The sequence below is a fragment of the Streptomyces sp. NPDC048664 genome (assembly GCF_040650555.1).
GTDB lineage: Bacteria > Actinomycetota > Actinomycetes > Streptomycetales > Streptomycetaceae > Streptomyces.
This window is the reverse complement of sequence record NZ_JBEZHK010000003.1, coordinates 305,041-317,170: the sequence shown is the minus strand read 5'-3', so window position 1 is coordinate 317,170 and position 12,130 is coordinate 305,041. Positions and strand designations below refer to the sequence as shown.

At 72.6% G+C, this 12,130-nt stretch carries 12 protein-coding genes; 5 read left to right on the top strand and 7 right to left on the bottom strand.

From position 1 onward, the window contains the following. Nucleotides 1-231: 231 nt before the first annotated feature. The gene (locus tag AB0C59_RS05155; RefSeq protein ID WP_363001147.1) at nucleotides 232-1,314 is read right to left on the bottom strand and encodes an ImpB/MucB/SamB family protein; all 1,083 of its coding nucleotides are present in this window, start codon (nucleotides 1,312-1,314) and stop codon (nucleotides 232-234) included. After that, nucleotides 1,311-4,763, bottom strand: coding sequence for a DNA polymerase III subunit alpha (gene dnaE / locus AB0C59_RS05150; protein ID WP_363001145.1), 3,453 nt, complete (start codon nucleotides 4,761-4,763; stop codon nucleotides 1,311-1,313). The genes AB0C59_RS05155 and dnaE overlap by 4 nt, the downstream gene beginning before the upstream one ends. 236 nt (nucleotides 4,764-4,999) lie before the next feature. On the opposite strand from dnaE, the gene AB0C59_RS05145 reads away from it, so the two are divergent. Next, on the top strand, nucleotides 5,000-5,707 hold the full coding sequence (locus tag AB0C59_RS05145) for a hypothetical protein (RefSeq protein ID WP_363001143.1): 708 nt from the start codon (nucleotides 5,000-5,002) through the stop codon (nucleotides 5,705-5,707). 117 nt (nucleotides 5,708-5,824) lie between these two features. On the opposite strand, the gene AB0C59_RS05140 is transcribed toward AB0C59_RS05145, so the two are convergent. Then, nucleotides 5,825-6,199, bottom strand: coding sequence for a cupin domain-containing protein (locus AB0C59_RS05140; RefSeq protein ID WP_363001141.1), 375 nt, complete (start codon nucleotides 6,197-6,199; stop codon nucleotides 5,825-5,827). Between the two features lie 114 nt (nucleotides 6,200-6,313). Here AB0C59_RS05140 and AB0C59_RS05135 point away from each other — a divergent pair, with 114 nt between their 5' ends. Further along, nucleotides 6,314-6,760, top strand: a complete 447-nt coding sequence (locus AB0C59_RS05135) for a MarR family transcriptional regulator (protein WP_363001139.1) — start codon at nucleotides 6,314-6,316, stop codon at nucleotides 6,758-6,760. Nucleotides 6,761-6,952: 192 nt separating this feature from the next. After that, nucleotides 6,953-7,810: an alpha/beta fold hydrolase gene (locus tag AB0C59_RS05130; protein WP_363001137.1), complete on the top strand. Its 858-nt coding sequence runs from the start codon at nucleotides 6,953-6,955 to the stop codon at nucleotides 7,808-7,810. Between the two features lie 437 nt (nucleotides 7,811-8,247). Here AB0C59_RS05130 and AB0C59_RS05125 read toward each other — a convergent pair whose 3' ends face one another. Beyond that, a complete protein-coding gene (locus tag AB0C59_RS05125; RefSeq protein WP_363001135.1) occupies nucleotides 8,248-8,382 on the bottom strand; it encodes a hypothetical protein in 135 nt (44 codons plus the stop codon). A 161-nt stretch (nucleotides 8,383-8,543) separates the two neighbouring features. On the opposite strand from AB0C59_RS05125, the gene AB0C59_RS05120 reads away from it, so the two are divergent. Beyond that, the gene (locus AB0C59_RS05120) at nucleotides 8,544-9,173 is read left to right on the top strand and encodes a class I SAM-dependent methyltransferase (RefSeq protein WP_363001270.1); all 630 of its coding nucleotides are present in this window, start codon (nucleotides 8,544-8,546) and stop codon (nucleotides 9,171-9,173) included. 8 nt (nucleotides 9,174-9,181) lie between these two features. On the opposite strand, the gene AB0C59_RS05115 is transcribed toward AB0C59_RS05120, so the two are convergent. Beyond that, nucleotides 9,182-9,682, bottom strand: coding sequence for a DUF402 domain-containing protein (locus tag AB0C59_RS05115; protein ID WP_363001133.1), 501 nt, complete (start codon nucleotides 9,680-9,682; stop codon nucleotides 9,182-9,184). A 108-nt stretch (nucleotides 9,683-9,790) separates the two neighbouring features. Between AB0C59_RS05115 and AB0C59_RS05110 the strand changes: the two genes are divergently transcribed. Next, nucleotides 9,791-10,159, top strand: coding sequence for a GntR family transcriptional regulator (locus AB0C59_RS05110; RefSeq protein WP_363001131.1), 369 nt, complete (start codon nucleotides 9,791-9,793; stop codon nucleotides 10,157-10,159). Here the strand turns inward: AB0C59_RS05110 and AB0C59_RS05105 are convergent. Together AB0C59_RS05105 and AB0C59_RS05100 are read right to left on the bottom strand one after the other, a co-directional pair. Continuing rightward, nucleotides 10,147-10,968 (bottom strand): DUF72 domain-containing protein, encoded by an 822-nt coding sequence (locus AB0C59_RS05105; protein ID WP_363001129.1) that lies wholly within the window; start codon nucleotides 10,966-10,968, stop codon nucleotides 10,147-10,149. The two genes, AB0C59_RS05110 and AB0C59_RS05105, sit on opposite strands and share 13 nt — an antisense overlap. Before the next feature lie 58 nt (nucleotides 10,969-11,026). After that, nucleotides 11,027-12,121, bottom strand: coding sequence for a DUF5925 domain-containing protein (locus AB0C59_RS05100; protein ID WP_363001127.1), 1,095 nt, complete (start codon nucleotides 12,119-12,121; stop codon nucleotides 11,027-11,029). Between the last annotated feature and the right edge of the window lie 9 nt (nucleotides 12,122-12,130).

Sequence of the window (12,130 nt, the reverse complement as noted above, 5' to 3'; positions counted from 1 at the left end):
GATCATGTGCGGGTCGAACGCATCGGTCAATAGTGTCGTGTGTCACATTTGGGGACTGTCCCGGACTGCTGTGCACCCGCCGGGTTCACGAGAGCGAGCGCGTCGAGGGCTGGTGCGGGATGCGCCCGTTCTGGGCCTGGCGGATACGCTCCGTGAACGCCAGCGATCGTCACCGAACGCCGCTCCCGCCCGGACTCGCCGCGCTTCTGGCACCGCTCAGCTGATGACCTACTACGGGGTCTCCGACTGAATGGTCGACAAATGGGTCAAAGCGGGTTGCCCGGTTGAGCCCGCAGTATTCCGGGGTCGGCGTTTCGGCCTCGCAGCCGTGAAAGGCTGGATGGCCGAACATGACAGGGAATCCGTTCGGTGGCCGGGATGAGCGTCATGCGATCCTCGGCCCGGGGTTGATGCAGTCAGCCAAAGCGGCTGGATGCCCAGCCTCAAGCCCGAAGCGTCGACGGGCCCGATCTGCGGCGGCTTCGGCTGCGGGGCGCGGGCATCACCAGGATCCAGAGAGAGCTGGCAGTAGACGTTGTCGGCCGGCAGCAGGTCGTCGACACGGATCGCGTAGGCGCGGACGCGCGCTCCCTGCAGCCCCAAGGAGGTAAGTAGAGCCAGGGCGGTCGCGGAGGGGGCGAGTGGTTGGTCGGTTCCGGCAGCGTGCGGGTGCGCGTAGTGGAGCTGCGGTCGGCGTACCTCACCGTGAGGGTGGCTGGCTGGCGACCTGACTCTCGCCACGCAGGCGTTGCCCGATCTGCTCGGCAAGTCCCAAAACGGCTCGGTGATGCCGCGCCGGGTCAAGACAGTCCCGGTCCGCACGAGGCCGGCGGTCAGATAAGCCGCCGCTTCCGACGGGATGACCGGGCGGGGGTCGTGGCCGCGGGCGCGTTCGGCCAGCAGCCGAGCGAGGGCGGCGCCGAGGAGTCGTTGCAGGGTCGCCGCGGGTATCTCGACCACCTGGCCGATGGGGTCCATTTTATATCGGTTGAGCGTTTCCGCTGCGGTACGGCCGATCCCCGGAAGTGCGGTGACCGGGCGGGGATACAGCCAGGCGGCAGCCTGCTTGGCGGGAACCCAAGTGGTCTCTCCCGGCGCGGACGCGTCGGCCGCCATCATGCGGTTGCCCGCAAGCCCGGCGCTGCTTTCTTTACTGTAGAGGGCCTTCAGTCTGAGCTTTTGCCAGCTGGGCGACGTCATAAGGGGGATATGGGGCGTGACACCAGACGTTGGTTCGATCGCAGAGGCGTACTGATCCTCGGTCAGCGAGCCACGCAAATGGAGGTGAGCGATGTGCCGCTGCCGTGTGGTCATCCCGCGCTCCCCGGGCTGGTGTAGCCGAACTTCTTCAGGTCGGCCGAGCGAGTGCCGGCGGGCTGGAGGTCGGCGTAGGGGTGGAGGCGGGCGCCTGTGGTGCTGTTGGCCAAGGTGCGCTGCGGCTGAGCGGGGGTCGGGTGCGGGTGGCTCTCCCCCAGGAGGGCGAGCGCGGCCTCGGGGCCGTTGTCTCGGCGGGCGGCGGCGATCTCGTCCAGGTCCCAGGCCATGGTGCCGACGACGGTGCGGCGGGTGCCGCGCACCTGGACCGTGCCGCGCACCAGCAGCAGTCCGCTGTGGAAGACGGTGTAGGCGCAGGCAGGGTGGGAGTCCTCGAAGAACGCGAGGTCGATCAGGCCGGAACCGTCCTCCAGGGTGACGAAGACGACCCGCTTGCCGCTCGCGATCGGCGGGGTCTGGGTGGAGGCCCGCACGCCGGCGACGAGCACCTGTCGGCCGGCGCGCATCCGGGGCAGGTGCGCCGCGTCGGTCGCGCCGACCTCCCGCAGCAGCCGGTGATGGTGATCCATCAGATGCCGGGAGACGTCGATGCCGAGGGTGTTCAACTCGGCGCTCAGCGCCTCGCGTCCGGTCATCTCCGGCAGACCGCTCGGTTCCGCGCCGCCCACCGCGCCCCCGTCGAGGGGCAGTTGCCCCGACCCCGCGGTTCGGCTACGGGACTGCCGGTGGAGTTCGGCGATCTGCAGCAGCAGATCGCGGCGCGTGAGGCGTCCGTCGTGGAGGGAGTCCAGGGCGCCGATCTCCGCGAGGCGTTCGGCGACGGGCCTGCTGGGACGGGCCCGCTGCCAGAAGTCCGCCAGCGATCCGTACGGCTGCCCCTCCTCGATCCGCGCGGACTCCTCCGCACGGATCCCGTGCACCTGTGAGAGGGCGAGCCGCACGCCCCACCGCTCCCCGTCCGTCCTCTCCACGGTGTGCCGTACCCGGGAGTCGTTGACGTCGACAGGAAGCACCGGCACACCGCCCCGCCGGGCGTCCGCGACCAGGACCCGCTGGGGCCACATCCCGGGATCGTGTTCGAGGAGGCCGGCGAGCAGGAACGCCGGACGGTGCGCCTTGAGCCAGGCGCTCTGCAGCGCGGGCACGGCGAAGGCGACCGCGTGGGCCCGGCAGAATCCGTAGGCGCCGAAGGCCTCCACGGTCCTCCAGACCTCGTCGCGGACGGTCTCGCTGTAGCCGCGCGCGCGGGCCAGGCGGTGGAACCAGTCCCTGATCCTCGGCAGCCGGTCCTTGTCGCCGAGCGCCCGCCGGGCGATCTCCGCCAGCGCGTAGTCGCAGCCGGTCATGACCGACAGGGTCTCGATGACCTGCTCGTGCCAGATGGTCACGCCGTAGGTGTCGGCGAGCACCGGCTCCAGGTCCGGATGGGCGTACGACGGTGTGCCGCCGTGCCGGGCGGCGATGTACCGCTCGGGCATGCCGCCCGCGACCGGGCCGGGGCGGAAGAGGCTGATGTCGGCGATGACGTCCTGGACGTCGCGGGGCTGGAGCCGGGACAGGAGGTCCTGCTGGCCGGGCGACTCCAGCTGGAACAGGCCGAGGGTCCGGCTCTCCTGGATGAGCTTGAAGGCGAGGACGTCGTCCAGCGGAACCTGCCGGGGGTCGTCCAGGTCGACGCGGTCGCCGGTGGCCCGTTCGATCTCGGCGACGGCGTGGGCCATGGCGGACTGCATCCGCACGCCCAGGACGTCGAGTTTGATGTTGCCCAGCGCCTCGATCTCCTCCTTCGCCGCCATGGCCATCGGGTACTCGCCCTGCGGGGTGGGCTGCACCGGAAGCCGGTCCAGGAGGGTCGCGTCGCTGATGACGACACCGCAGGGGTGCATGGCCATGCCGTGGACCAGGGAGTCGAGGCCCTCCGCGAGTTCCCACAGCGGCCCGTACCGGTCTGCCTCGGCGGCCAGTTGCCGCAGTTCGGGCAGTTCGGCGAGGGCGCCGGTGATGTCGCAGGCCCGCAGGTGCGGGAAGCTCTTGGCGATCCGGTCGACGTCCGCGGGCGCGATGCCGAGGGCGAGCCCGGTGTCCCGCAGGGCCCTGCGCGCCCGGTAGGTCTCGGGCATCGCGGTGACGGCCACCCGCTCCTTGCCGAACCGTTCGAAGATCGTGTCGTAGCACTCCAGGCGGCGGGCGGACTCCACGTCGATGTCGATGTCGGGCAGCGAGGCCCGGCGCGTGCTCAGAAAGCGTTCGAACAGCAGGTGGTGGTCGAGCGGGTTGGCGGTGGCGATGCCCAGCGCGTGGCAGACCAGTGAACCGGCACCGGAGCCGCGGGCCGCGACCCGGATCCCCTTGGCCCGGATGTCGGCCACGACCTGGCTCACGGCGAGGAAGTACGCGTCGTAGCCCAGCCGGGAGATGACCGCGAGCTCCTGGTCCAGCCGCTCCCGCGCGGCCCGGTCGCGGTCCGGCCCGCGCCGGGCCAGGCCCTCCGCGCACTGCCGGCGCAGCAGGTGGGCGGCTTCTCCCGCCGCGGGCCCGGCGCCGAAGAGGGACGGTTCCGGGAAGTGGTGGGCGCCGAGCCCGAGGTCCGCCGCCGGGTCCACGGCGCACGCGGCGGCGGTGGCGGCGGTGTCCGCCAGCAGGCGGTGGGCCCGCCGGGCGTCCGCTCCGGCGCACTCGGCGACCAGCCGTGCCACGCCGGCCATGGCTTCCCCGTCCTTGAGCCAGCGCTGCCCGCTGTCCAGACGGCGCCGGTCGACCGGGCGCAGCAGCCGCGCGGCGTCCAGGACGTCGGCGAGCCGGTGCTGTGCGGGATCGGCGTAGCGGACGGCGTTGGAGAGCACGGCGGTGATGCCGGTGCGGTCGGCCAGCGCCAGGGTCCGGGCGGCCGTCCGGAGGGAGCCCGGACCTGTGCCGGAACGTTTCTGCGCGACCACCTCCAGCCGGACCTCCCTCCCGAAGACCTCCACCCAGGGCGCCAGCAGTCTCATCGCGACGTCCTCCCGGCCCGCCGCCAGGGCCCGTACCGGCTCCGAGAGGGGCCCGAGCAGCACGGTCAGGCCGGGGCCGCCGTACGCGCGCAGCGCCTCCCAGGGCACCACCGGTGGCGTACCCCCGAGGGCGTCGGCATGGGCGGCCGAGGTGATGCGGCACAGCCGGGCCCAGCCCGCCCGGTTCCGTGCGAGCAGAGTGAACCGCAGCGGCGGTTCGGCCACATGGGCGCCGCCGCGCGCCGGGGTGCGGCGGCGCTGGACCGGTGGCGACGGCGCGAGGGCCGCCACCGCGAGGTCGATGCCGAAGAGCGGCCGGACCCCCTCCTTCGCGCAGGCCCGCGCGAACCGCACGGCCCCGGTGACCGTGTCCCGGTCGGTGAGCGCGAGCGCCGCCATGCCCCGCTCGGCCGCCCTTCGGGCGAGGTGCTCGGGGTGGGAGGCGCCGTAGCGGGCGGAGTAACCGGAGGCGACGTGCAGATGAGCGAAGCCCGTCATGCCGCACCTCCCTCACTCTGCCCCCTTTTCGTCGGATGTCCGATACGTGCATCGTACGCTCGTTCGATTACTCTAGCCTCACCAGGCAGGGTGAGGGGGCTGGCTCGAACATGTCTTAGAACACATGAGCGATTCAATGATCGGTGATACAGCCCTCGCCGGTCCCGGCAGGGGGCCAGCGAGGGCTGGACAAAGGAGTTGCCCGGTCGGGTCGTGCCGGGTCAGGATCCGTACTCGTGACGATGTCGAAGCAGTCCATGGTCCGGGCGGCCGCCCGCGACAACGCCGAGTGGTGCGCGGTGATGAGCCGGGCGCACGGGGTGGCGGGGGAGTTCCTCGAACAGGCGTGGGCCGCCCCGGCCCGCACACCGCCGTACTACCCGGACGCGGTGACGCTGGCGCCCGGCGCCGACCCGGCCGCGCTGCTGGCCCGCATCGACACCGCCGCGCCCGGCGCCAGTGTCAAGGACAGCTTCGCGGATCTGGATCTGACGCAGGCCGGCTTCCGGGTCCTGTTCGACGCACAGTGGATCCACCGCCCGCCGCGTCCGCCCGCCGTCCTCCCGGCCCTCGACTGGGGCGTGGTGGACGACGCGGCCGCGCTGCGCGCCTGGGCGTCGGCCTGGGACGACGGGGGTGGCGACGCGGATCTGTTCCGCCCCGGACTGCTCGCCGACCCGGCCACCCGCCTGCTCGCCGGGCACTCCGCCGACGGCCGGGTGGTCGCCGGAGCGGTGGCGAGCATCGGCGGCCCGGTGGTCGGCGTCTCCAACGTCTTCGCCCTCGACGGCGGCCCCGACACGGCCTGGCCGCTCGTGCTGGCCGCGGTGCACCACCTGTTCCCCGCCCTGCCGGTGGTCGGCTACGAACACGGCGACGATCTGGAGGCCGCCGTACGCCACGGCTTCGAACCGATCGGCCCGCTGCGGGTCTGGATCCGCTGAGGGCTGTCCCGTGATCCGCGCTGATCCGCCGGGGATTACGGGACAGCCCTTGGCACCGCCTGCCGCGGCCGGGCCCCGAGGGTGAGGCGGTCGGGTGTCGTCCCCGTCCAGGTCCGCTCACGCGGCCCACGGGGGAGTGATCCGGGTGCCGTCGGCCAGTTCCGCCTCCAGGCCGAGGGAGGTGGTGACCCAGGAGACGGCGGTCTCGGCGGTGGGGTTCTCGACGCCGAAGAGCGTGCCGGCGTTGACGATCACCGTGTCGCCCGCGGCGATCCGCTCGGTGCGGCCGTCGAGGGTGACGAGCAGCTCGCCGCTCAGCAGATGGAAGACCTCCTCCCGGGTGACGGTGTGCAGGGGTGCGCGCAGTCCGGCGGGCAGTTCGCCGCGCCAGGCGCACAGCTCCCTGCCGCCGGTCCGGGGGGTGACGTACGAGACGAAGCGGGCGCCGTGCATCTCGTGGGTGACGGCTTCGCGAGGGTGGACGACGGGCATGAGGGGCTCCCGGGGGATCGAGGTGGGTGAGGGGGTCGGTCGATATGGTCAAGCGACTTGACCACTCTCATGGTCAAGCAGCTTGACCATTCTGTCAAGGTGTTCAATGTCCGCGTGAGGAACTCCGAGGCCATGGCCCTGTCCGCCGCCCTGCTCGCCGTGGCGGGCGAGTTGACGCAGCGCATCCATGACGGGGTCGCCGCGCGCGGCTTCGGGGGGCTGCGGCCCGCGCACGGCTTCGCGTTCGTCCGGCTCGCTCCCGACGGCGCGACCGTGACGGAGCTGGCGTCCCATCTCGGGGTCACCAAGCAGGCGGCGAGCCAGCTCGTCGACGAGATCGTGCGCAAGGGCTTCGCCGAGCGCCGGCCCCACCCCGAGGACGCGCGCGCCCGGCTGATCGTGCTGACCGAGCGGGGCTGGGCGTGCGCCCGGGCCGCCGAGGAGGCCGCCGCGGAGGCCGTGCGGCCGTGGGCGGAGCTGCTCGGGGAAGGGGAGATCCGCTCGCTCCAGGGGCAGTTGCTGCGCATCGCGCCCGGTGGGCCCGTGCGGCCCACATGGTGATGCGTCGTCACATGCGCTGAGGCCGTTACCAGGAATCGCATCCGTGCGTGGCCGTGGCGGGAAGTTTTTACCGACGCGTAACTTCCCATGGGTGGCTACTCGTTCGTAACTTGACGAGTGAACAGCATCCTCGTGATCCGGATCACAGAGGCAAGTCGTCGCACCTCCCGTGAGCCGCAAGGAGATCACCCGATGCTGCCCTGGAAACGCCTGCTCAGACCGCTCGCAGCGATGCTGCTGGCCGCCGCGTTCGCCGTCGTCCCGGCCGCCACCGCCGAGGCCGCCGCGCCGTCCTCCGGCTGGAACGACTACTCCTGCGAGCCGTCCGCCGCGCACCCCCGCCCCGTCGTCCTCGTCCACGGGACGCTCGGCAACTCCGTCGACAACTGGCTGTCCCTCGCCCCGTATCTGGAGGCGCGCGGCTACTGCGTCTTCTCGCTGGACTACGGCCAGCTGCCGGGAGTCCCGCTCTTCCACGGCCTCGGCCCCATCGACGCCTCGGCCGGGCAGCTCCAGGTCTTCGTGGACAAGGTGCTCGCCGCGACCGGCGCCGCCAAGGTCGATCTCGTCGGCCACTCGCAGGGCGGCATGATGCCCCGCTACTACCTCAAGTTCCTCGGCGGCGCCGCCAAGGTGAACGCCCTCGTCGGCCTCGCGCCCGACAACCACGGCACCACCCTGAGCGGCCTCGCCAACCTGCTGCCGTACTTCCCCGGTGCCGAGGCCCTGCTCTCCGCGGCCACGCCCGGTCTCGCCGACCAGCTCGTCGGATCGGCGTTCCTGACCAAGCTCAACGCCGGCGGCGACACCGTGCCCGGCGTCCACTACACGGTCATCGCCACCCGGCACGACGAGGTGGTCACGCCGTACGGCTCGCAGTTCCTGAGCGGCCCCGACGTCCACAACATCCTGCTGCAGAACCTGTGCGCGGTCGACCTCTCCGAGCACGTGGCGATCGGTCTGCTCGACCGGATCGCCTTCCACGAGGTGGCCAACGCCCTCGATCCGGCCCACGCCACCGCCAGCACCTGCGCGTCCGTGTTCAGCTGACGCTGCCGGGCCACGAACGGGCGTCCGTGGTTGTCCCCAGCATCCGCGGCCGCCGCCGGGGCCTGTCCGACCTGAGCCGCCGGGCAGGCCCCGGACCTCGGCGTGGTCCCGTGGGGGCGCTCCTCATCAAGCTAGCCCCGGAAAACGGCGGAAGCGCGGGTCGGAGGCGGTCGAAGGTGATCTTTATGGCGCCGTTAAGGCACGGCTAACCGCGCGCTCAGGAACGCTCAGCAAGAAGAGGGCGCGCGCCCGGCCCGGGGGGCGAAGGACACGGAGGGGCCGGGTGCGCGGGGCATGCGAAAGCGCGCCGGGCGGAGGCTGTCGCCTCTGCCGGCGCGCTGATGATCACAGGCGCGGTCACGCGCGGGGGCGGCCGAGTCGGACGGGGGTGTGCGCTGCCGTGCGGAGCCGGAACCGGGCTGACGGGGCGCGAGGGCTCAGCCCTGAGGCCACCAGACGCGCGCGATGTCCTTGCGCACCTCGGGGCGGTCCACGGGACGCTCGTCGGCCTCCTCCCGCACCCGGCGGGAGTCGGTCCTCTTCAGGGGCTTGTGCACAGTCACTCGGCGCATGGCTGCCTCCTTGTGCCTACCGGGTTTCGCGTTTGTGCGGAGGTAGACCTGTTCAGCGAGGGTTGCTCATCGGTTCACGTTCTGTCTGTGGCGGCTGTCACGATCGGGTTGTCAGTGGTCGCTGTCACGATGGCGTCGTGACCAGGTACATGACCAGGAACATGGCCAAGAACCAGCGATCCGAAACATCGCGAGGGGGGAGCGCGGAAGTGGACTGGGACGCCGAGGCCGCCACCTTCGACGACGAACCGGACCACGGGCTGCGCGATCCCGCCGTGCGCCGGGCGTGGGCCGCCCGGCTGGAGCGGTGGCTGCCACCGCGGCCCGGCGACCTCCTCGACCTGGGCTGCGGCACCGGCAGCCTCTCGCTCCTCGCGTCCGAGCGGGGGCACCGGGTGACCGGCGTGGACCTGTCCCCGAACATGCTCGAACGGGCCCGTGCCAAGCTGGCCGGATGTGACGCGGTGTTCCTCCTCGGTGACGCCGCGTCTCCGCCGGTCGGCGAGCGCCTCTTCGACACCGTCCTCGTGCGCCATGTGCTCTGGGCCCTGCCCGATCCCGCACGGGCCCTGCGGCACTGGCGCGGACTGCTCCGCCCCGGTGGCGGGCGCCTCGTCCTCGTCGAGGGCGTGTGGGGAACGCGGAACCCGGTCGGCATGCCCGCGAGCGAGGTGAGCGCCCTTCTCGCACCGCTCACCGGTGAGGTCCACGTCGAGCGGCTGTCGGACGACACCCGCCTGTGGGGCAAGGAGGTGCGGGACGAGCGGTACGCGGTGACCGCGACGCTCTGACGGCCGGCTCAGGCCGTCAGCTCCTCGAATCCGCCCTCGCGGGCCAGGAGTTCGAGCGTGTCCAGCGCCCGTACGGCGGCCGCGGCGGCGGCCGGGTCCGCCGCCGCGAGCCCGCTCGCCGCGAACTCGTCCTCGTCCAGGCGCAGTACGGTCCGGCCGTCCGCCGAACGCCACAGGTCCAGATCGAGGTCCTCGACCACCAGCTCACCGCCGCGGACCACGGCCGGCCGGGCGATGTCGCAGTACCAGCCCTTCAGCACGCCCCGCCCGTCACGGACCTCCTTCACCGCGTACCACCGGTCGCGCCAGTAGTACTCGGTGAAGACGTCCCCGGGCACGAACCGTACGAAGCCGAAGTCGCGGACCCCCTCACCCGCCCAGGGCGCGCGCACCACGATCCGCGCGCCGTCGTCCGCCACCAGCTCCGCCGGGTAACGGATCTTCGTACGGCCCGCCTTGACCAGGACCACGTCCACCTGGCCCGCGCGGCCGGGTCCGTTCAGGGACATGCAGCACCTCCGGCACTTGGGGTTCGGCAACACCCTCACGCGGCACACGCTAGGCGGCCGCCCGGACGAATGCCTCCGGATTTCTTCTCGCTGCGGGACAATCGGCCCGTGACCTTGAAGATCCATATCGTGGAAGGGCCCGCGCCCTACGAGCAGGTGCGTGCCCAGATCGCCGAGCAGGCCCGGTCGGGTGCGCTGCCGGTGGGATACCGGCTGCCGACCGTCCGCGGACTCGCCGAGTCGCTCGCCCTCGCGCCGAACACCGTGGCCAAGGCGTACCGCGCCCTGGAGAGCGACGGAGTGATCGAGACACGGGGCCGCAACGGCACCTTCGTGGCCGCCGCCGGGTCCGCCGCGGAGCGGGAGGCCGCCGGTGCCGCGCAGGCGTACGCCGAGCGGGTACGGCGACTGGGGCTCGGCGAGGACGAGGCGCTGACCGCCGTCCGGGAGGCCCTGCGCGCGGCCTACCGTCCCTGAGCCCGAGCGACGGCCGGGGCCGGGCGCGACCGTGCCGCCCGCGCCGTCCGCCCGGCGCGCGGTGTACGCGTCACCGTCATCCCCGCACGGTCCGCGACGTGCGCGAACGCCGTCGCGTCCAGGACCGCCGCCGCGTGCGGGTCGTTGTTGAAGTACGCGTACACGTCCTGCCCGTCGGGCCAGACGGCGTCGAGGCGGTGCACCCAGGACGTGAGGGCCTGCCGGCCGTAGCGCGGCCACGGCCGGGCACGACCCGCGTGGAAGCGGACGTAACCCCAGCCGGCGGTCCGCCACAGGGGAGTGACCGGGCGGGACAGCACGTCGGCCCAGCACAGCGCCGCACCTCGGCCTTCGAGCACCGCGCGCACCTCGGGCGTCCACCACGAGTCGTGGCGGGGCTCCACCGCGACCCGGGTGCCGGCGGGGAAGCAGGCGAGGCAGGCGTCCAGCAGCGCGGGGTCGGCGCGCAGGGTGGGCGGGAGCTGGAGCAGCACCGGGCCGAGCCGGTCGCCGAGGCCCGCCGCATGGCCCATCAGGCGGTGCACCGGCTCCTCGGGGTCCCGCAGCCGCTTGACGTGCGTCAGGAAGCGGCTCGCCTTCACCGCCACCACGAAGTCCCCCGGCACCCGCTCCCGCCAGCCCTCGAAGGTCTCGCGGGACGGCAGCCGGTAGAACGCGTTGTTGACCTCGACCGTGGCGAACCGGGCCGCGTACGCCTCCAGCCACAGCCGCACGGGCACGTCGGCCGGGTACAGGACGTCGCGCCAGTCCCGGTACTGCCACCCCGACGTGCCGACGAACAGGGCCATGGCTCCATCAAAGCACCGGACCCCGGCGTCCGGCAGCGCGGACACCCCGCAGGCTCGGCTACAGGTACAGCCCGGAGTCCGCGCCCGTGCGGGGGTCCGGCACCGACGCGGGCGACGTGCCCCGCTGGAGCGCGTACAGCTCCGCGAGGGTCGCGCCGTCGCGGCTCACGCCCTCCTCCTGGCCCAGCCAGTCCACCGCCTCCGACCGGGTCAGCGGGCCGACCTCGATACGGGCCAGACAGCGGCCCGGACGGACCACGGCGGGATGCAGGCGCTCCAGGTCCTCGTTCGTCGTGACACCCACCAGAACGTTCCTGCCCTGCCCCAGCAGCCCGTCCGTCAGGTTCAGCAGACGGGACAGCGCCTGCCCCGCCGTGTGCTTCGCCTCGCCCCGGATCAGTTCGTCGCAGTCCTCCAGCAGCAGCAGCCGCCAACGGCCCTTGCCCGCCCCGTCGTCCTCGCCGATCGCGATGTCCATCAGATAGCCGACGTCGGAGAACAGCCGCTCGGGGTCCAGGACGCAGTCCACCTGGCACCAGTCGCGCCACGAGCGGGCCAGGGTGCGCAGCGCCGAGGTCTTGCCCGTGCCCGGCGGACCGTGGAGCAGCAGCAGACGGCCCGCGATGTCCTCGGGTGTCGTCCCCATCAGCCGGTCCAGGGCGTCCGCGACCGGCGCCGTGTAGTTCGGTCGGACCTCCTCCCAGGTGCCCGCCGAGATCTGCCGGGTCGTACGGTGCGGGCCGCGCCTCGGCGACACGTACCAAAAGCCCATGGTCACGTTCTCCGGCTGCGGGTCGGGCTCGTCGGCCGCGCCGTCCGTGGCCTCGCCGAGCACCTTCTCGGCCAGCTCGGCACTGGTCGCGGTGACCGTGACGTCCGCGCCCCGGTTCCAGCGGGACACCAGCAGCGTCCAGCCGTCGCCCTCCGCGAGCGTCGCGCTGCGGTCCTCGTCGCGGGCGACGCGCAGCAGCCGCGCGCCCGGGGGCAGCAGTGTGGCGCCGGAGCGCACCCGGTCGATGTTCGCCGCGTGCGAGTACGGCTGCTCGCCTGCCGCGAAACGGCCGAGGAACAGCGCGTCGACGACGTCGGACGGCGAATCGCTGTCGTCTACGGTGAGCCGGACCGGCAGAGCCTCGTATGGGTTCGCGGACATGCCGCCATG

Coding starts and splice junctions, on each gene's coding strand:
- AB0C59_RS05125 (WP_363001135.1), bottom strand. CDS start 8,382: ATGCGCCGAGTGACTGTGCACAAGCCCCTGAAGAGGACCGACTCCCGC.
- AB0C59_RS05130 (WP_363001137.1), top strand. CDS start 6,953: ATGCTGCCCTGGAAACGCCTGCTCAGACCGCTCGCAGCGATGCTGCTG.
- dnaE (WP_363001145.1), bottom strand. CDS start 4,763: ATGACGGGCTTCGCTCATCTGCACGTCGCCTCCGGTTACTCCGCCCGC.
- AB0C59_RS05100 (WP_363001127.1), bottom strand. CDS start 12,121: ATGTCCGCGAACCCATACGAGGCTCTGCCGGTCCGGCTCACCGTAGAC.
- AB0C59_RS05105 (WP_363001129.1), bottom strand. CDS start 10,968: ATGGCCCTGTTCGTCGGCACGTCGGGGTGGCAGTACCGGGACTGGCGC.
- AB0C59_RS05115 (WP_363001133.1), bottom strand. CDS start 9,682: ATGTCCCTGAACGGACCCGGCCGCGCGGGCCAGGTGGACGTGGTCCTG.
- AB0C59_RS05140 (WP_363001141.1), bottom strand. CDS start 6,199: ATGCCCGTCGTCCACCCTCGCGAAGCCGTCACCCACGAGATGCACGGC.
- AB0C59_RS05120 (WP_363001270.1), top strand. CDS start 8,544: ATGGCCAAGAACCAGCGATCCGAAACATCGCGAGGGGGGAGCGCGGAA.
- AB0C59_RS05155 (WP_363001147.1), bottom strand. CDS start 1,314: ATGACCACACGGCAGCGGCACATCGCTCACCTCCATTTGCGTGGCTCG.